We start from the raw sequence: 18783 nt of genomic DNA on the forward strand, positions 1-18783 counted from the left end.
CCTCTTCCTCGTGTAGAGCAAAACAGCAGGGCTATCCTAAACGGATCGGGCAATTTGTCAAGAAAAACGCCACCTTCGGCTGAAACGAAGGTGGCGTCCGCGCACTGGCGTGGGGAGTCTGCTATTCTTTTGTTTCGGAAACCGGCTCGTCGCTGCGATTGATTTCGTGGCGGAATGAGCGGATCGACTGACCGAGCGACTTTCCGAGACCACTCAGGCGCGCCGGGCCAAACAGAATGATCACAATCGCCAGCACAATCAATAGCTCAGGAATCCCAATGTCGGCCATAACGGTGCCTCTTCAGTTCTGCAAAGGGTTTTCGCCCGTGCCCTGAAGATACCACCAAAACATAAGCAGAAAATGAGTGCGCCGTGAGAAGCTCGTAAATCTACTCTTCGATCTGCAATACTTTGACGAAATTGGTCGTGCCGCGCGCCGCAATCGGGTGGCCGCCGGTCATCACAATTGCGTCGCCGGGCTTCACAAAGCCGCGCTTCAGCAGCAGTTCGTTGACGCGCGCGCCCAGCGCATCGAGTCGGTCGACATAATCGCACATGATCGGCGTAATGCCCCACACCAGGTTCAGGCGATGGTACACTGCCTCGGAAGGGGTAAATGCCAGCACGGGCGTGAGCGGGCGCATTTTCGAGACAAGCTGCGCCGAGTTGCCACTCATCGTAAAGGCCACAATCGCGCTGACGGGCAGGGCCTGCACAATCGCGCACGCCGCCGCGCTGATCGCCTCCGACACGCTGGGCTGACGCTTGATCGAAATACTGGGTGTTGCGGTATGGTCGCCATGCCGCCCGCTGGCCTCGGCCACTTCGGCAATGCGCGCCATCATTGTTACCGATTCGATCGGGAACTGGCCATTGGCGGTTTCGCCACTGAGCATCACCGCGTCGGTGCCGTCGATGATTGCGTTTGCCACATCGCTGGCCTCGGCGCGGGTCGGGCGCGGGTTGCGAATCATCGAGTCGAGCATCTGGGTTGCGGTAATTACGGGCACGCCCACGAGGTTGGCCGCCTCGATCAGCTGTTTCTGCACTACCGGCACCTGCTCGGCGGCCATTTCCACGCCCAGGTCGCCGCGCGCCACCATAATGCCATCCGCGATCTCCAGAATCGCCGCCAGGTCTTCCAGCGCCTCGGGCTTTTCGATCTTGGCAATAACGGGTGTGGCTTTGCCCGCCGCCTTGATGCGCGCCTTGACATCCTGCAAATCGGCGGCGCGGCGCACAAACGAAATCGCCACATAGTCAACATGATGCGCCAGGCCGAATTCAAGGTCGGCAATATCTTTTTCGGTCAGGGCCGGCGCGCTGACATTCACGCCCGGCAGGTTGATGCCCTGGTTTTCGCGCAGCTCGCCGCCAAACACCACGGTGGTGTGCACCTCGTCGTCGGTCGCTTCCAGCACGCGCAGCTCAATCAGCCCATCCGAAAGCAAAATGCGGTCGCCGGCACGTACGTCGTGCGGCAGCGCGGTGTAGGTGGTGCTGACGCGCGCGGCCGTACCCTGTTCTTCATGAATCGTGATGTCGAAGCGGTCGCCGGCGTGGAGCAGCACGGGGCCGCCACCTATCAGCTTGCCAGTGCGAATCTTCGGCCCTTGCAGGTCTTGCAGCAGTGCCAAAGGACGATCGGCCTGGCGGGCGGCCTCGCGCAGCATTGTGATGCGCTGGGCGTGGTCGGCATGGCTGCCGTGCGAGAAGTTCAGGCGTGCAACATCCATGCCCGCTGCAATCAGCTTGGCGATCATGTCGGGGGTGCCGCTGGACGGCCCAATCGTGGCGACAATCTTTGTTCGGCGCATAAGTCTCCATCACTTTTGTGGAGTGCGGCGGCGCACCAGGCGGTGTCGGTGATTTGGGAAGATGGCACATTATAGCAGTATTCAGGTCGCAGGAATCAGTAGCGGTGGTTATTCAGAAACAGCAAAGACTGGGGGCAAAATAGTTGAGAAGCGGCTGAGCATGAATCTCAAAAACTTGGTGCTCTCCGTGCTCTCTGTGGCCCAATACTTCTGAACTTCGCTACTGATGCAAACGGCCGCACCGAGCGCAATGGCTGGGTGCGGCCGGGGAAGCGCGTTTCTGCGTGCAGGTCAGGGGCGCGCGCTCAGGCCCGGGGCAAGCTTGGCCAAAAGTGTCGCGCTGATACCCTTGACATTGCCCAATTCTTCAACCGACTTAAACGGCCCGTTGGCGGTGCGGTAGTCGATAATCCGCTGGGCCAGCACCTTGCCAATGCCATCCAGCTGGTCGAGCGCGTCGAGGCTGGCGGTATTGATGTCCAGCAGTGCGTTGCCCGCTGTGCCCGTTTCGCCATCTGCTGCCGGGCCAGCGGGTGCTGGCGCCGGTTCGCCCTGAAATGGCACCTGGATGTGCTGGCCATCGGTGATGCGCTCGGCAAGATTGATCCGCTCGGCATCGGCACCTTCCAGCAACCCTCCCGCTGCCATCACCAAGTCTTTAATGCGCGCCTCGGGCGGGAGCGTATACACATCGGGCGCGCGCACCGCGCCACTGATGTAGGCAACAATATTTGGCGCGGGTGTGGGTGGTGGTGCGACATCTTCTTCGGGCGGTCCAAATGTATCTTCGGCTTCGGCAAAGGGCGCGATTGTTTCCGGCGGCTGGGGCGTGGCTGGCATCACCCAGCGGCTGGCCAGCACCAGCGCGCCAAGCACGAATACGCCGATTGCGATGCGTTTGCTGTGGCGTTGGAAGAAGGTAATGATTGGCTGCATGCAGTGCTCCTGATGTAGTGTTGCGCCTATTATGCCAACAGACCCAACACTCGATCAAGGCCGCGCAGTCCCGTTCTGGCTAGTACTTTTGCGCGCAAAAAAATACCCGCAGCCGTGCGTTTTGGCTGCGGGTACAGGGTGGAATTTCGCGCGCCTACGAGGCTTTGCGCCGTGGCGATGCGGCGGCGGCTGGCTTCTTCGCGCTGCTCTTGGCGGCGGTTTTTGTGCCAGCGCGGCTGTTGGTCTTTGCCGATGCTGCTCGTGCCGTAGTGGTTTTGGCGGCTGTGCTGCGCGCAGGTGCTTTTTTTGGCGCTGCGGCTTTGGCTGGCGCGGCTTTGGCCGGGGCGCTGGCCGCGCCAGCCGCGTCGGGCTTGTAGTTCGCCACCTCGGCCAGGTCGTTAGTCAGGTAGTCGCACTTTGGGTAGCGGTTGCAGCCATAGAACGGCCGGCCAAACTTGCCGCGCCGCTGCATCAGCTCGCCCTGCTGGCACTTCGGGCAGGCCACGCCGGTGGGCTCGGGCAGTGGCACCGGCTTGCCATCCTTGCCGATCCGGCGCGTGTTCGAGCATTCGGGGTAGCCACTGCAGCCCAGGAAGGGGCCGAACCGGCTCTTCTTGATGATCATCGGCTTGCCGCACAGGTTGCACATCACGTCGCTCATTTCCGGCGCGCTGGCGGCGTTGATCACAATCTGGCCGTCTTCGTCGCGGTGGAAGTCGCCGGTGAACTCGCAGTCGGGGTAGCGGTTGCACGCCAGGAACTCGCCGTTCCGCCCGAATTTAATCACCAGCTGGCCCTGCTGGCACTTCGGGCAGGTCAGGTTGGTCGTCACATCCTCACGCTTGACGTTGCGCATATTCTGCTTGGCGGTGGCGAGCGTGCTCTCGAATGGCCCATAGAAATCGCGCAGCACCGGCCCCCAGCGCTTCTCCCCTTCGGCAATATCGTCGAGCTGCTGCTCCATTGATGAGGTGAAGCCATAATCGACAATGCTTGGGAAGTGCTCGACCAGCAGCTCGGTGACGACGCGGCCCAGCGTGGTGGGAATCAGCTTCTTTTCAGCAAGCTCGATGTACTTGCGCTCGACAATCGTCGAAATCGTGGGCGCGTAGGTCGATGGGCGGCCAATGCCCAGGCGCTCCAGCTCTTTCACCAGGCTGGCCTCGGTGAAGCGCGGCAGCGGCTCGGTGAAGTGCTGAATCGGCAGCAATTGCAGCAAATTCAGCGGCTCGCGCTCGGCCAGCGGTGGCAGGCGGCGCTCGCTGTCCTCATCTTCTTCGCCCTCGTCGAGGCTGACGTTATACACCGCCAGAAAGCCCGGGAACTTCAGCACGCTGCCGGTGGCGCGGAAGGTGTATGGGTCGGCGGCTCCGGCGGCAGGCTGCTGGCCGGCGGTAAGCGCGCCAATATCTACCGCGGTGCTGTCGAACAGCGCGGCCTCCATCTGGCTGGCAATGAACCGCTTCCAGATCAGCTCGTACAGGCGGAACTGCTCACGCGACAAAATATCGCGCAGTGCCTCGGGCGTGCGTCGGCTGGACGTTGGGCGGATGGCTTCGTGTGCTTCCTGCGCGCCTTTCGCCTTGGTCTTGTAGATCGGCGGCTTGGCGGGCAGGTAAGGCTCGCCATAGCGCTCCATAATCACGTCGCGCGCTTCTTCCTGCGCATCGCGCGCAATGTTGAAGCTATCGGTACGCATATAGGTGATCAGACCAACCGTGCCTTCGTCGCCACCAATGTCCACGCCTTCATACAGCTGTTGCGCCACAATCATCGTGCGCTTGGCCGAAAAGCCCAGCTTGCGGCCGGCTTCCTGCTGCAGCGTGCTGGTGGTGAAGGGCGGGGCAGGCGTGCGCCGCTTGTCGCGGCGGGTGATCTTGCGCACAATATACTTTGCGCCGTCGAGGTCATCGACAATCGCCTGCGCCGAGTCCTGGTTGCCAACGGCGAACTTGTCGAGCTTTTTGCCGGCACGCTCGATCAGCACGGCGCGAAACATGTCTTTGCGCTCGGGCGCCTGGCCGCGAGCCGGCTGCTTGCTCAGGTCGGCCTCGATCGTCCAGTATTCCTGCGGCACAAACGCTTCGATCTCGCGCTCGCGCTCGACGACCAGGCGCACCGCCACCGATTGCACGCGCCCGGCCGAAAGCCCGCGCATGACCTTTTCCCACAGCAGCGGCGAAAGCTTGTAGCCCACCAGCCGGTCGAGCACGCGGCGGGCCTGCTGCGCATCCACAAGGTTATGGTCGATCTGGCGCGGGTGTGCGATGGCGTGCTGCACGGCGTTGCGGGTGATTTCGCTAAATTCCACGCGATAGATCGGCGTGCCGCGCGGAATGCCGGCCGCCTGGGTGATGTGCCAGGCAATCGCTTCGCCTTCGCGGTCGGGGTCGGTTGCGAGGTAGACGGCGTCGGCCTGGCGAATCGATTTCTTCAGCGACGCGACGACTTTTTCCTTGCCCTTGGCAACCTCGTACACAGGCTTGAAGTCATGCTCGACATCCACGCCAAGGTCGCTCTTTGGCAGGTCGCGCACGTGCCCCATCGAGGCCTCAACACGAAATCCGCGCCCCAGGTATTTTTGTATGGTTTTCGCTTTGGCGGGCGACTCAACGATAACTAGCTTATCGGCCATAATGGCAGAGATCCTTATATAATAGTATGCGCTGCTGGCTGCCTGCGTGGAAACATCGCAGTTTGGCAGCAAGCAGGCAGTGCTTGGGACGGCATGTTCGTAACCGGCAGGCTTGTGTGCAGGCGCGCCGACGCAGGGTGGGTGCCTTGCAGGCGGCTAACGATCGGGTAATAGCATACAAATGCCCAATGTGTGGCTCACTATAGCGACCTGATCCGCCATTGTCAAGTAGTGATACGCAATAACGGCATGTGTGGGTGCTTTGCTGCCAAAGATGAACGGCCAGAGTCGGCACCCTGGCGCAAATGACGAATTTGGCATGGCCATGGGCTAAAACCGTCATCCAAATGTCAGAAATTGGGTGATCAGTACCTTCGTCCTATTGTTGCTTGTGGCTTTGGAATCGTATAATCAGCGCAGATGCCCGCAGTGTCTATAATATCAGGGAACATGGCTGCAGCACAATCGTCAAGAGGCATGGTGTATGGTGGGTGTGTCGAAACAAACGTCGAAACGAACAAAGGGCCAGTCGATGGTCGAAATGGCGCTGTTGCTGCCATTCATCGTCATGATTATTTTCGGCATCATCGATATGGGCTGGTACATCTTCGGGTATGCAACGGTCTATCAGGCGGCGCGTAACGGCGCGGAAAAAGCCGCCGAGATCCCGCCCTTCCCGAACAGAGTCAACCCGCTTGATCGCACCGATAACTGCGTTGCGACCATTCTGGATGCCACGCGCGCCGGCACGCCCGAAGTGATGTTCACCGATATTGCCAGCGGCAATAATGGCAACACTTTTGCGCTGAGCTATCCGTCTGGCAAGCGGCAGTTGGGCGAACCAATCCAGATCGATATGGTTTATAACATTCAGCCGCTTACACCATTCTGGCGATTTATTACTTTCGGCTCGCAGGGAACCATGCGCGTGAAGATGGCGACGCGCCGCTCGATTGAATCGATGGGCGACAACCCGAACTCGCCAAATCAATTTGCCTGCCACGCGTGAGGATCATGATGAAACAACGACGACACCGAACTCACGGCCAGGCGCTGGTCGAGTTTGCCCTCGCGGCCACACTCATTTTCTTTCTGCTCGCCGCCGCCGTCGATGTTGGTTTGATTATGCTCGCACTTCAGGGCTTGCATAACGCCGCCCAGGAGGGTGCTGCCTACGGCAGCCGCTGGCTTGTCACCGATGGGCAGGGTCGGCGTGTGCTCGATACCACCGAGATCAAAAACCATGTGCGATTTGAGTCGGGCGATACCGGCGGCATTGGCTTTGTCAATCTGCTCGATTTGAATGGCGATGGCGTCAACGACCAGAATCAGGCCGGCGTGGTCGATGCGAATATCACCGTAGAGATGCTGGCCGACCCGTCTATGGATGGCGACCCAACGCTCAATGTGGCAACTGGCGCGGCGGAGAATGTCGCCTGCACCGACGCCAGCACGGCCACGACGGCATTGTGCTACATTCGTGTGACGGTGCGTTCGGTTCACCAGATGCTGTTTCCGCTGGCCCCGGCTTTTAGCCGCATTGTTCCGCTGAAATCGGCCTACATCATGCCCATCCGCGACAGTGTGGCGCGCGGCAGCGGCAGTGGCAGTTCGACACAGATCCCGACTTGCACTGTGCCGAACATGATTAACAAGACGGCCAATTCGGCCTATGCGCTATGGTTCCAAGCCAACTTCACTGGCAGCTTCAATAGCACAACGGTTGGCAATGGTACCATTAAGACCCAAAGCCTCACGGCTGGCACGATCACTCGCTGTACCGACTCGATAACCGTTACACCATAAACGCGTAAGCGTTCAAGGGCATCGCACTACAACAATGAAACCCCGAACTACACAGTGGAGGAAGTTTATGAGCGCCCGTTTCATACACACCAAGGCACGCGGCCAAAGCATCCCACTCATTGCTTTGCTGATCGTTGTGCTGGTTGGCGCCGTCGGCCTGGCGGTCGATGTCGGCAACAACTACGCGCAGCAACGCAACACCGTGCGCGCAACCAACGCCGCCGCGCTTGCCGGCATGAATAGCATGATTCAGGGCGGCAGCGACCAGAATATCAAGCAAATCATTCAGCAGTCGTTGCGCTCGAACAATGTCGATGGCGCGTATAACGACATCAATGGCAACGGCACGGCGCAGGGCGATCAGCGTGTTATTAACGCCTACTACCTTGATGCCAAAGCCAACTTCCTGTGCTATGTGGGTTCGTGTGGCAATGTACCGTCTGGCGCAACCTACCTGCAGGTCATTGTGAACGGCGATGTTAACACCTACTTCGCGCGCGTGCTCGACCGCCCAACCCTGCCGGTGAAGGCGCAGGCCTATGCTGCGCGCTGCTCGCCAGTGGAGGGTGTCTACCCACTTGGCGTGCAATCCAGCAGCCTGGATACAAGCGGATTTCTGCCGCCACAAAATCAGGCGGATCTTCCATACTATAAAACATACACCGATCCAAACTACCCTGGTGGCTTAACGCAGCGCCGCGTGTATATCAACGATCAGGCTAACTCGCCCGGTAACTTCAGCTTTTTGCGCTGGCAAGCAGCTTCAAGTGGTGGTAATAATACAGCTACCGTCGATATGTTTACCGGCGCGGGTAACCTGGCCAATGGCTTTGACGAGGGCCTGTACAACAGCAAAACCGATACCTACACCTGGCCCGATGCCAGCTCACAGCCACCGATGGTGAATGGCAAGGTCGTCTACCCCATCAAGCCGCACGAGATCAACGCGGGCGACTGGTTGTATTCCAACACTGGAGTGTCCCTCAGCGGCAACCTCAAAACTGAGATTCAGAAGCATATTACAAATAAAGATGTTCTGATCCTGCCGATTGTGAAGCCTGCTGTTGGCACCGGCGCAAACGCGACATTCCAGCTTGCTGGCCTGGCAGCATTCTATATGGTTGGCATGGGCGGTAATGGCGCAAACACCTATTTCGACTTGGTGTATATCGGCCCGGCTAACTCAATCGCCTGCTTGAGCACACCAGCTGTCACCAGCAATACCCTGGGTATTAATGGTAATGTCTTCCTGAAGCCGCGCTGGGGCCAGCCGCAAACTGGCCAGCCGATCGCCTATGAGATCATCATGGACGTGTCGGGCTCGATGAGCTGGAACTTCCAGGGACAGGGTAACCTGAATGGCACAGGCGCAGTTCGGCAGTGCGAAGCCTTTAATGGCGCAACGCCCCAATCCTGCCCCAGTGGCGGTGGTGATTTCTGGAAAACACAGTCTGAACGGCGCGTGTATGTGCTGAAGCAGGCGCTGGCCGGCTCGGGTGGCTTTATCGATAGCATGCGCGCCAACGATATTATGCGCATTATCTCGTTCAGCACCGACTCGAGCAATAGGGTCAAAGTAGATACAAGCTCGAGTTGGAACACTAACGCAGCTGTGTTAAAGCAGACGGTTATGGATGCTGGTAAGGTCGGTACCAATCAGTACCTGACTTCGGGTGGTACACCGGGACCGTCGGCGCTCAACAAGGCAAGCCAGATCCTGCAGAGCAGCCCACCGCCGCCTGCAGGCAATGGCCAGGCATACAAACATGCGGTTATCTATATGACTGACGGCGTAGCAAATATTTTCCTGGGCGGCCAGACGAACTATGCGCAGGATATTTGCCCTCAGTATGGCGGCGACGGCCGGGCACTCAATTCGCCAAGTTGCCAGTACGACCCGCCGCCCTTATACAAGCCTTCGGCCCTGTACGGCAATCAGCAGCGCCCGATCACGGCAATGATCACGGAAGCTGCTGGTATGAAGTCGCGCATCGATAATCTCCAGCTGTTTGTGCTGGCGCTTGGCCAAGTTGATGTGCTGGGCCTTGATGAGGTGGCTTCCGACCCGAGCCTGGTTTTCCCGGCCCGCGACCCCTCGGTTGTGAGCTTGGTCCTTGACCAGATTCAGGCAAAAGCTGAAGGTCCATGTATCCCCAACTCGGGTGCAAACTGGATCAGCCATGTCGACCAGGCGCACACGGCGAACTTGCCCGCGCTTAGCCTGCCCACCGGCGTGTATGGCTATGTCTACCTGTACGATGCCAGCCATACGCCCTTGAATTTGCCCTGGACCGGCCCGGGCGCCGACCCGCGTGGCACAGTGAAAAATGCGCTGCCTATTACGCAGGACGGTTTAGGCGAGCAGCTTGGCTACAACGTGCCAGTGGCGCAAGGCCTGGCGCCGGGCAACTACTCAATGAGCGGGTATGTCGCCTACAAGGCAGCCGCCCCCGACGGCGATGGTGTGTCGCGCGTGTACAATCAGCTCAAGCCTGGCTTGACCACTGTGCAGGAAGCACCATTCACCATCTCACCATCGGATGTTCTGGGTTCATCTGTTGTGATTGATCCGCTGCGCCTGCAGCTTAAAGAAGATACAACGGTTTGCCCATAGGTGAGTATGTGCGGTTAGGCTAAGCATGAATACCCAAAGCCGAGCCCAGGCGATGCGTCGGTATCATCTGGGCTCGGCTTTCGGCTGGCTGACTCTGTGAAGCGAGGAAGATCATGTTTTTATCTCAACACCTGTCATTTCGCGTCCGCGTGAGTTTGCTCGTCGGGATCTGTGCGCTTGGCATCAGTCTTCTGCCGCCCTCGGCATCCCAGGCTGCCGTCACGCAAAAAACAATTGATAATGCAATCACCGATTTTGCTAAAGGTTCGTTTCAGCGCACGGTGCTAGGCCCACTGCAAAACACTGCGCTTTCGCCAAAAGATGTGTCGGGCGCTATTCAGCTTGGCCCAATTGGTTTGCTAAAAACATGGGTCACTTCGCCATTCAACTTAAAGAAAAATCTCTTTAAAATGGGCGCGACGGCGATCGACAATCGCCTCTTTATTATTGGTGGCATCACTCCAGTAAGTAACTCATCGCAATCGGTTGCCGATGTCTGGTCGGCGGCTGTGTCGCAAACCAATGGCAGCTTCACGGAAGACTGGCAGGCCGAGCCGTCGCTGCCCCCGGTGCAGGGCTCAAATCAGACCGGTTTTACAACACCCGTAGCCGCGATTAACTCACCCGGCGTCACTTCAGTTGCAACTGGCAATGGCGCAGGCTATATTTATGTCATCGGTGGCAATGCCTCGGCTGGTACCTTCGATTTCTCGAGCTACGCGGTGCGGATTGGTGTGGTTGGTACCACTGGGCATATCACGAGCTGGGTGGCCGGCCCATCGCTTCCTTCCCCCGTCGCAAACGATACCCAGAATATCAGCCAGCTTGGCTTGCAGTCACCAGCGGTGACAAGCCTTAAAGTTGGCAATCAGACCTATGTCTATGTTATTGGTGGGCTTAAGCGCTACCGCAGCGGCACCGGCGGCCAGGCGACGACGGTGAGCGAAGGCTCGAAAGACGTTTTCTACGCGCGCGTTGGCTCGGGCGGGCAGCTTGTGAAGCCAAGCACTGGCGCGGCTGGGTGGGACAAGTGGATACCCATCCCGATACCCGGCGCTTCACCAGCCGGTTTGTGGGATGCATCTATCTATTCTGATCACTACCTTGTAAGCACGGGTGACTCAGCCGATATGCTTTATGTCGCAGGCGGGCAGATCACGCCGCAAACGCAGTCAACCCTGCCTTCGTTCAACTCGACCATTTACCGCGCGTTTGTTGCTTCGGATGGCAAACTCACCTGGGATTTTGGCTGGCAAGGTACGCTGCCGCAGACACGCACTGCTTTTAGCGGCGTTACGTTTCACGGCTCGCTGTATGCGGTTGGCGGCCTGCCCAACAATAGTGACCAGCCAGACCGAGGCGTGCTTACCACCTATGTCGAAGATAATATGGAACTCCACCAATTCAATGCCGGCGAAATTCCGCCGGGTGTTGATGGTGGCGGCAGTAATTTCTTGAAGAACGATGCTCTGCCCTTTGCGCGCGCATTTCATGCAACCGCCATTGTTCCTGCCGACGATACAAGCCAGAACACCGCGTTTGTGTATGTGTTCGGCGGGCGAGGCAGCACTGCCGATGGTAATCCCGGCGATGATTTTGGTACTGCCAATGTCATTTTTGGCCGTATCGGCGGCGGCGAAGACGTGAGCACGACCGGCTACGCATCAAGTGGCTGGTACTACTCCAAGCCCTACGATGTCGATTTTGGTGGGACGCAGGTTGCGCAGCTGCAAACGATTCGCTGGTACAGCCAGATCAATCGCACCAATGCAGCTGGCGCGGATATCGCCATTCAGTATCGCATCTCCTCGGGCGACACCTGCGCAACAGCAACGTGGAATGAAAGCAGCTGGCAGTCGGTGAAGGCGACGCAGAGCGATGCATCCCATCAATCGGCCAATGGCGTAAACACTTCGCCGCCAATTAACCTGGCAGCGCGCTGCTTCCAATACCGGGCGAAGCTGGCAACCGATAACTTTCTGGTCACGCCTTCTTTGCTGAATTTGAGTATTGATGTCTTTGTTCCCGGTAATCCCGATATCAACTTCAACGGCATTAGTGTATTGAAGAATGGCACGACACTGACAGGCATTAAGGTTCTGATCCAGAACGTCAATAAGTTCGAGCCAACCTTAGCTGCCGACCTCGATCTCTCAGGGTCATTCTTTGTTGATATGTGTATTTTTGGCCCGGGTGAGACGGTGGTAAAGCCAACCATACCATTCACCAACCAGAATATGCAGTGCAGCGACGCCTATGCCGATATCAATCGCAGCTTTATGGGTGCTAATTCTACCTTCAATGTCACCAAGTGGCTGGCCTCAAAAGGCACAAACCATGATAAGCCAGTTGATATCCTCTCATTCTTCAAAACACCAGGCAATTACTCTGTCATTCTGGTGGCGGACTCGTATAATAATGTGTATGAAGGAACGTTGGGCGGTGAGGGTAATAATATCTCGCAAACCATCACTTTCACCGTGAATAAAACCGGATACATTGCATATGTTCCTCTGGTGAAGCGATAGCTTGCTAAGGATTGTGATCAAGCGATCATTGCATGCGTAGACCAACGGTGCGCACGGAGGCCGACCTTCACGGTTGGCCTCCCAACGCTGTTTCGGTGCATGGCTTGTCAGCCTGTGCTATAATATTTGCTCAGGCATCTGCGGCTGCGCATGCTTCTAAAAGAAAGGTTGAATGCACATGAGGCGTGGAGGCCGGCTTTTTCTGCTTCTCGGACTCCTGATTATTGTCATTGGTGCGCTAGCATATTTTGTGCTTTCGCAGCAGCCTCTGGCAACACAGGATCTCACTCCCCAGCCAACACAAGAATCGAAGCGGAAGATCGTTATCGCTCGGATCGATATACCCAACAACACTGTGATTACTGACACAGTGACATTCCTGACAACGATCGATATTCCGGAAAGCGAGTTTGCCGCAGCGTCAGACCAATTCTTCACGAGCCCGGAAGAACTGCTGTACAAGCAGACCTTGCGTGGCGTTGCGTTCAACGAACGAATTCGTAAGGCCGATGTGACTGAGCCTGGCCTTGCAATCCAAATCCCAACAGCCCAGGCTGGCCAGCCGCGAGTAAAGGCTGTGACGTTCCAGGTGAATAATTTGAGCGGTGTGGCTGATCAGATTCGGCCGGGCGACTTTGTGGATGTTTTGTCGTCATTCATAGTAAGCCGCACCTACCTGCGCCCCGGCTTTAATGATCAGGGTCAGGTGATGATCAAGGAAGAGCCTTTCCAGGGGCAGACGACGAAAACCCTGCTGCAGAATGTGCAAGTCTTGCAGATTCGCAAGCCGGCCCCTGCTCCTGAAGGTACGCCGACTCCTGGTGGCCCTGCCGATGCTGGCCCGCCGCAGACGGATGCCAATGGTCAGCCGGTTGATCCAAATCAAAGCGGCAACCAGGCGGGGAATAACCAGACGCCAAACCCGGCCAACGCAAACACATTCCAAAATGGAAACTGGTTGTTGTTACTCGCCGTGACTGATCAGCAAGCTGAATTGCTGAAGTTCTCGATTGAGCAGGGCACTGGCATTACGCTTGTGCTGCGCGGCAGCGGCGACAGCGCAATTGAAACGACAACTGGCGCGACGCTGGATCTGCTGGTTTCGCAGTATGGCTTGCCCTTGCCGCAGCCTGCAGTGCCAGCGGTTAGCGAACAAAGCGCCCTGACGCCTGTTGCAACAACGACTGCGCCAACATCACCAGCGATCAACACGACACCAACGCCAACACCATAACAACTGAGGATACTGAGGAGAATCGCATGCCAGATCAGTCCGAAATACGTGTTCTGATCGTCGATGATATTGCCGAAACCCGCGATAATCTCGAAAAACTGTTGTTTTTCGAAAAAGATATCAAGGTGGTGGCAAAAGCGGGAACCGGACGCGAGGCCGTTGCGATGGCAAAGCAACATCAGCCCGACGTTGTGCTGATGGATATTAATATGCCCGACATGGATGGTATTGCTGCGACTGAAGCGATTCTCAGCCAGGTGCCAACCGTGCAGGTGATTATGATGAGCGTTCAGGGCGAGCAGGATTATCTGCGCCGCTCGATGCTCGCCGGTGCCCGCGAATTCCTGACCAAGCCAATCAGCGCCGAGGAACTCTACCACGCCATTCGGCACGTGTATCGCCTGCAAACAACGCAGCGCCGCTACACAACCGCCGCGCCGGCCGAGCAGTTCATGGGCGAGGCTAACACCGCGCAAGGGCAGATTATTGCTGTCTTCAGCCCGAAGGGCGGCGCTGGCACGTCGGTTGTGAGCGCAAACCTTGCGGTTGCGCTGCGGCAATTGACGAATAAGAAAGTGGCTTTGGTTGACGGCAATGTCATCTTTGGCGATCTGGGCGTGATCATGAACCTCGTCTCGACCAAGACGATTTCGGACCTGGCAAATCGTATCAGCGAACTCGACCGCGACTTGCTGAATGATGTACTAACTACCCATACATCGCAGGTCAAAGTGCTTCTGGCCCCGCCGAACCCGCAAACTGGTGAACTCGTGACATCGGATCATCTACGCGCGATCCTTGAACTGATGCGTAAAGAGTTCGACTATGTCGTGGTCGATACGCAATCGTCATTTCAGGATCGCGCGCTGGCCGTGCTCGACCTTGCCGACCGGATCGTCACATTGATGACACTTGAGATGCCCTGCATCAAGAATATCAAGCTGTTCCTTGAAGTAGCCGAGCTGCTGGAATATCCTCCGGAAAAAACGCTGCTGGTGTTGAATAAGGCCGATAGCCGGCTTGGCATCCGCGTCGAGAATGTCGAGGAAAATATTCAGCACAAGGTCGCGCTGCAGGTTGGCAATGCCGCACACGAAATGTCGCTTTCGATCAATCAGGGCGTGCCGCTGGTGATTGAAAAGCGCAATCATCAGACGTCGAAAGACATTTTTGCCCTGGCAAACCTGATCAGCAATGCTCGTGGCGGCGCGACGGTGAAGGCGGGTGCTCCCCAGCCCGAACCAAAAGCGCCTGAGAGTCGCGGCCTTTTTGGTCGGCTGCTTACCAAGCGCTAAAACAAGCCCGCATCGTAATAGTCATTTCGTTTGGAGGAGGTTCTTGCTATGTCGTTGCTGAAGCGAATCGGCGGTACGCCCGCGCCCACTGAAAGTGGCGCGTCTGCGATTCGGCCTGGCGCACAACATTTTGAAGGCAATAAAGTAGCCAGTTCAGCCCGCGAACGCGATGATCATGCTTTTGCCGATATTCGTTCGCGCGTGCAAAACAAGCTGATTGGCGAGCTTGACCCAAAGCTTGATCTTGCCAATGCAGCGAAGGTGCGCCAGCAGGTTGAAGATATCTTCAACAGTATTCTCGATAGCGAAAATATCGTGCTCACGCGTACCGAGCGCGCGCGTATGTTCGAAAGCATTGCCGCCGATATTCTTGGCTTTGGCCCGCTCGAAATATTGCTCAACGATACCGAGATCAGCGAAATCATGGTCAATGGGCCGCGCAGCATCTATATTGAGCGCAAGGGCAAGCTCCAGAAAAGCGATGTCATTTTCAATAACGACGAGCACGTGATGCGCGTCATCGACCGCATCATCTCGCCGCTTGGTCGTCGCTGCGACGAGTCATCCCCGATGGTGGATGCGCGCTTACCCGATGGGAGCCGTGTAAATGCGGTTATTCGCCCGATTTCGCTGGTAGGGCCCTGCCTGAGCATTCGTAAGTTCAAGAAGGAAGGTATCACCGTCGAAGATATGATCCGCTTTGGCTCGCTGACGCGCGAGATGGCGGAATTTCTTTCGGCGTGTGTGCGTGGCCGCCTGAATGTTGTGGTGTCGGGCGGCACCGGCTCGGGCAAGACGACGACGCTGAACGCGCTTTCGTCGTTTATTCCCGAAGACGAGCGCATTATTACCGTCGAAAATGCTGCTGAATTGCAGTTGCGCCAGGATCATGTTGTGACGCTCGAGTCGCGCCCACCGAATGTCGAGGGCAAAGGCGAAATCAGCATTCGTGACCTAGTGATTAACTGCTTGCGTATGCGCCCCGAGCGCATTGTAGTGGGCGAGTGCCGTGGCGGCGAGGCGCTGGAAATGCTTCAGGCGATGAATACTGGCCACGATGGCTCGATGACCACGCTGCACGCCAACACCCCACGCGACGCTATTTCCCGTATCGAGACGATGGTGCTGATGGCTGGTATGGATCTGCCGGTGCGCGCCATCCGCGAGCAGATTGCTTCGGCAATCAACGTGATTGTGCAGCAGGCACGCCTCAAAGACGGCAGCCGTAAGATCATCAATATTACTGAAGTGCAGGGCATGGAAGGTGATGTTGTGGTTCTGCAGGACGTGTTCCTGTTCGAGCAGACGGGCCTGGACGAGCGTGGCAAAATCGTCGGCCAGTTGCGGCCGACGGGTATTCGACCCAAGTTCGTCGAGCTTTTCGAAGCCCAGAACATTTACCTGCCGCCGAATATCTTTGGTTATGCTGGCGAGCGCTCATTCTTCTAGATCGGCGCGTAGTGGCTGGCCAAAGACCTGCCGGCTGGAAAGGAATTCGATATGCGTCTTCCGGCGAATCTACCGATAAGCCCAATGATGCTTTTGATCGGCGCTGGCGTGCTGGCGCTGCTGTTTATCGTGATCGGCCTTATGGGCCGCAAGTCGATGGATGGTGCAGGCGGCGGGCGGGCGCTCGATGACCGCCTGAACCAGTTTGCCGGGCGTTCGCAGCGCAACGAGCCAGTCGAGGCTAAGCCACTTGAGAAGATCGATGCGGTGGTGAGCAAGGGCCGGCAGGGCAGCAAGATCGCGCGCGACCTTGCGCGGGCCGACTTGAAGCTGACCGTTACTGAGTTTATTGGGCTTAAAATCCTGGCTGCGCTTGCGGGTGCAGGCCTGGGGGCATATGTTGGCCGCGCAAGTACTGCGGCGATGGTGCTTTCGGCACTTGTTGCCGGCGTACTGCTTTCGTTTGCGCCGAACCTGTATGTAGTGTATGCGTCGCGCAAGCGCATCAAAGCCTTCAACAACCAGTTGGGCGATGGCATCACACTCATGGCGAACTCGCTGCGCAGCGGCTACAGCTTTTTGCAGTCGATGGATCTTGTTTCGCGCGAGGCCCCGCCGCCAATGTCGAATGAATTTCGCCGCGTGGTGCAAGAGATTGGTTTGGGTCTTTCCACAGAAGAAGCGCTTGGTAACCTGTTGCGGCGCGTACCTTCCGATGACCTGGATCTGCTGATCACTGCGGTGAATATTCAGCACGAGGTTGGTGGGAACCTTGCGCAGATTCTTGAGACCATCGGCCACACGATTCGCGAGCGCGTGCGTATCAAGGGTGAAATTCAGGTGCTCACCGCGCAGGGTCGTATTTCGGCCTATGTGATTACCGCGCTGCCGATTGTGCTGGCGATTGGCATTACTGTCATCAACCCCGATTATATGTCGCCCATGTTCAAGTTTGGGCTGCCACCGGATGCCTGGTGCTGCTTGCCGGTGACTGCTTTAGGCATGATCATTATCGGCTTCTTCGTGATTATGAAGATTGTTGATATTGAAGTGTGAGGTAGGCGATGTCGTCACTGATTGTTGTTCTTGGCGTGGTTATGGTGGCGGGCATTGCCCTGGTAATTTTTGGAATGACCCGCCCGGCCCAGACTGATGCGATTGGCGAGCGCCTGAGCCAGTTCACCGAGCGCACGATGACGCTGGATGAACTCGAGCTTCAGCAGCCATTCAGCCAGCGCGTGCTCATTCCCATGGCACGTGCTGTTCTGGCGGTGCTTGGCAAATATGGCCCGAAGCAGAGCGCTGAGCGTTTGAAGCTCAACATCCAGCAGGCGGGCAACCCTGGCAATATTACCCCAATGATGTTCAGTGGCCTGCGCATGGCACTGATGATCATTTTGCTGGTTGCTGGCGGGTTCGTTACATTTAGCCAGGGCATGGAAACCCCCAAAGCCCTGATGTACACGGCAATTATGGCCGTGCTGGGCTACCTGCTGCCAGGTATGTGGCTGGGCCGCAAGATCAAGCAGCGTAAACACAATATTGTGAAGGCGCTTCCTGATGCGCTTGACTTGCTGACGATCAGCGTAGAGGCGGGCCTGGCTTTCGACCTGGCGTTGATGCGTGTGGCCGATAAGTGGGACAATGAGCTTTCGAACGAGTTCAAGCGCGTGCTCACCGATACGCGCCTGGGCCGCGCGCGCCGCGATGCGCTGAAAGATATGGCGCAGCGCACGGGCGTTGAGGATGTGCAGACCTTCACGGCTGCGATCATTCAGGCCGAGCAACTTGGCGTTTCGATCGGCAAGATTTTGCGCATCCAGTCAGACCAGATGCGCATCCGCCGTCGCCAGCGCGCTGAGGAAGCCGCCCACAAAGCGCCAATCAAGATGCTTATTCCAATGGCTTTCTTGATCTTCCCGTCGCTGTTTATCGTTATTCTTGGCCCGGCTGTGCCGCGCCTGATGGGCTCGCTGGGCGGGCTGTAGCGCAAACACTACTTCGTGAATGGTGAGAAGGCAAAGAACACCTGTGGTTCTTTGCCTTTCTTTATGCATAGGAAACGCGTATGCCAGCATCGCCACCAATTGAAATCCGCAACGAAACGCGCGGGCAGGTGCTTGCCAGCGGAGCAGAGCTGGCGCGCTCGTTTATGGCGCGCGGGCGCGGCCTGATGGGGCGCGTCAGCTTGCCAGCCGGCTATGCGCTGATCATCTACCCCGAGTGGAGCATCCATACCTTCTTTATGCGCGTGCCGATTGATGTGCTGTTTGTTGATAAGAAGCATGTGGTGGTTGGCTTGCAGCACGCCATGCCGCCAAGCCGGCCCTTTGCGGGTGTTGCGCCGTGGCGCGGGCAGTATGTGGTTGAGATGCCCGCGGGGGTGCTTGCCGCGACAGGCACGGAGGTGGACGACCAGCTTTCGCTCACACCACCGATTGGATAGTGTAGTATTAAGAAAACGATGCG

The 18783-nt window shown here is 57.4% G+C and carries 14 protein-coding genes; 10 read left to right on the plus strand and 4 right to left on the minus strand.

What is annotated here, in order from left to right:
- Window positions 1–121 precede the first annotated feature (121 nt).
- From M1P90_RS27535 to topA, 4 genes are all read right to left on the minus strand, one after another.
- Window positions 122–289 carry a Sec-independent protein translocase subunit TatA/TatB gene (locus M1P90_RS27535; RefSeq protein WP_483698860.1) on the minus strand — a complete coding sequence of 56 codons (168 nt, stop codon included), beginning with the start codon at window positions 287–289 and terminating at the stop codon, window positions 122–124.
- 100 nt (window positions 290–389) lie between these two features.
- Window positions 390–1817, minus strand: a complete 1428-nt coding sequence (gene pyk, locus M1P90_RS27540) for a pyruvate kinase (RefSeq protein ID WP_483698861.1) — start codon at window positions 1815–1817, stop codon at window positions 390–392.
- A 291-nt stretch (window positions 1818–2108) separates the two neighbouring features.
- Window positions 2109–2753: a helix-hairpin-helix domain-containing protein gene (locus M1P90_RS27545; RefSeq protein ID WP_483698862.1), complete on the minus strand. Its 645-nt coding sequence runs from the start codon at window positions 2751–2753 to the stop codon at window positions 2109–2111.
- Between the two features lie 154 nt (window positions 2754–2907).
- The gene (gene topA, locus M1P90_RS27550) at window positions 2908–5388 is read right to left on the minus strand and encodes a type I DNA topoisomerase (RefSeq protein WP_483698863.1); all 2481 of its coding nucleotides are present in this window, start codon (window positions 5386–5388) and stop codon (window positions 2908–2910) included.
- A 493-nt stretch (window positions 5389–5881) separates the two neighbouring features.
- Here topA and M1P90_RS27555 point away from each other — a divergent pair, with 493 nt between their 5' ends.
- The 10 genes from M1P90_RS27555 (at window position 5882) to M1P90_RS27600 (ending at window position 18760) form a co-directional block, all read left to right on the plus strand.
- Complete coding sequence (locus tag M1P90_RS27555) at window positions 5882–6397, plus strand: TadE family protein (RefSeq protein ID WP_483698864.1); 516 nt, start codon at window positions 5882–5884, stop codon at window positions 6395–6397.
- A gap of 8 nt (window positions 6398–6405) precedes the next feature.
- Window positions 6406–7194 (plus strand): TadE/TadG family type IV pilus assembly protein, encoded by a 789-nt coding sequence (locus tag M1P90_RS27560; protein ID WP_483698865.1) that lies wholly within the window; start codon window positions 6406–6408, stop codon window positions 7192–7194.
- Between the two features lie 67 nt (window positions 7195–7261).
- Window positions 7262–9808, plus strand: a complete 2547-nt coding sequence (locus tag M1P90_RS27565) for a pilus assembly protein TadG-related protein (protein WP_483698867.1) — start codon at window positions 7262–7264, stop codon at window positions 9806–9808.
- A gap of 113 nt (window positions 9809–9921) precedes the next feature.
- Window positions 9922–12336: a Kelch repeat-containing protein gene (locus M1P90_RS27570; protein WP_483698868.1), complete on the plus strand. Its 2415-nt coding sequence runs from the start codon at window positions 9922–9924 to the stop codon at window positions 12334–12336.
- A 172-nt stretch (window positions 12337–12508) separates the two neighbouring features.
- Complete coding sequence (cpaB, locus tag M1P90_RS27575; protein WP_483698869.1) at window positions 12509–13570, plus strand: Flp pilus assembly protein CpaB; 1062 nt, start codon at window positions 12509–12511, stop codon at window positions 13568–13570.
- A 26-nt stretch (window positions 13571–13596) separates the two neighbouring features.
- Window positions 13597–14865: a CpaE/TadZ family protein gene (locus tag M1P90_RS27580; protein WP_483698870.1), complete on the plus strand. Its 1269-nt coding sequence runs from the start codon at window positions 13597–13599 to the stop codon at window positions 14863–14865.
- A 48-nt stretch (window positions 14866–14913) separates the two neighbouring features.
- A complete protein-coding gene (locus M1P90_RS27585) occupies window positions 14914–16314 on the plus strand; it encodes a TadA family conjugal transfer-associated ATPase (protein ID WP_483698871.1) in 1401 nt (466 codons plus the stop codon).
- Between the two features lie 84 nt (window positions 16315–16398).
- The gene (locus M1P90_RS27590) at window positions 16399–17370 is read left to right on the plus strand and encodes a type II secretion system F family protein (protein WP_483698872.1); all 972 of its coding nucleotides are present in this window, start codon (window positions 16399–16401) and stop codon (window positions 17368–17370) included.
- Window positions 17371–17378: 8 nt separating this feature from the next.
- Window positions 17379–18302, plus strand: a complete 924-nt coding sequence (locus M1P90_RS27595) for a type II secretion system F family protein (RefSeq protein ID WP_483698874.1) — start codon at window positions 17379–17381, stop codon at window positions 18300–18302.
- 80 nt (window positions 18303–18382) lie between these two features.
- A complete protein-coding gene (locus tag M1P90_RS27600; RefSeq protein ID WP_483698876.1) occupies window positions 18383–18760 on the plus strand; it encodes a DUF192 domain-containing protein in 378 nt (125 codons plus the stop codon).
- Window positions 18761–18783 lie beyond the last annotated feature (23 nt).

Source organism: Kouleothrix sp. 19917 (genome assembly GCF_057073505.1).

Coding starts and splice junctions, on each gene's coding strand:
- M1P90_RS27535 (WP_483698860.1), bottom strand. CDS start 289: ATGGCCGACATTGGGATTCCTGAGCTATTGATTGTGCTGGCGATTGTG.
- M1P90_RS27585 (WP_483698871.1), top strand. CDS start 14,914: ATGTCGTTGCTGAAGCGAATCGGCGGTACGCCCGCGCCCACTGAAAGT.
- pyk (WP_483698861.1), bottom strand. CDS start 1,817: ATGCGCCGAACAAAGATTGTCGCCACGATTGGGCCGTCCAGCGGCACC.
- M1P90_RS27565 (WP_483698867.1), top strand. CDS start 7,262: ATGAGCGCCCGTTTCATACACACCAAGGCACGCGGCCAAAGCATCCCA.
- M1P90_RS27580 (WP_483698870.1), top strand. CDS start 13,597: ATGCCAGATCAGTCCGAAATACGTGTTCTGATCGTCGATGATATTGCC.
- M1P90_RS27570 (WP_483698868.1), top strand. CDS start 9,922: ATGTTTTTATCTCAACACCTGTCATTTCGCGTCCGCGTGAGTTTGCTC.
- M1P90_RS27590 (WP_483698872.1), top strand. CDS start 16,399: ATGATGCTTTTGATCGGCGCTGGCGTGCTGGCGCTGCTGTTTATCGTG.
- M1P90_RS27560 (WP_483698865.1), top strand. CDS start 6,406: ATGAAACAACGACGACACCGAACTCACGGCCAGGCGCTGGTCGAGTTT.
- M1P90_RS27545 (WP_483698862.1), bottom strand. CDS start 2,753: ATGCAGCCAATCATTACCTTCTTCCAACGCCACAGCAAACGCATCGCA.
- M1P90_RS27600 (WP_483698876.1), top strand. CDS start 18,383: ATGCCAGCATCGCCACCAATTGAAATCCGCAACGAAACGCGCGGGCAG.
- cpaB (WP_483698869.1), top strand. CDS start 12,509: ATGCACATGAGGCGTGGAGGCCGGCTTTTTCTGCTTCTCGGACTCCTG.
- topA (WP_483698863.1), bottom strand. CDS start 5,388: ATGGCCGATAAGCTAGTTATCGTTGAGTCGCCCGCCAAAGCGAAAACC.
- M1P90_RS27595 (WP_483698874.1), top strand. CDS start 17,379: ATGTCGTCACTGATTGTTGTTCTTGGCGTGGTTATGGTGGCGGGCATT.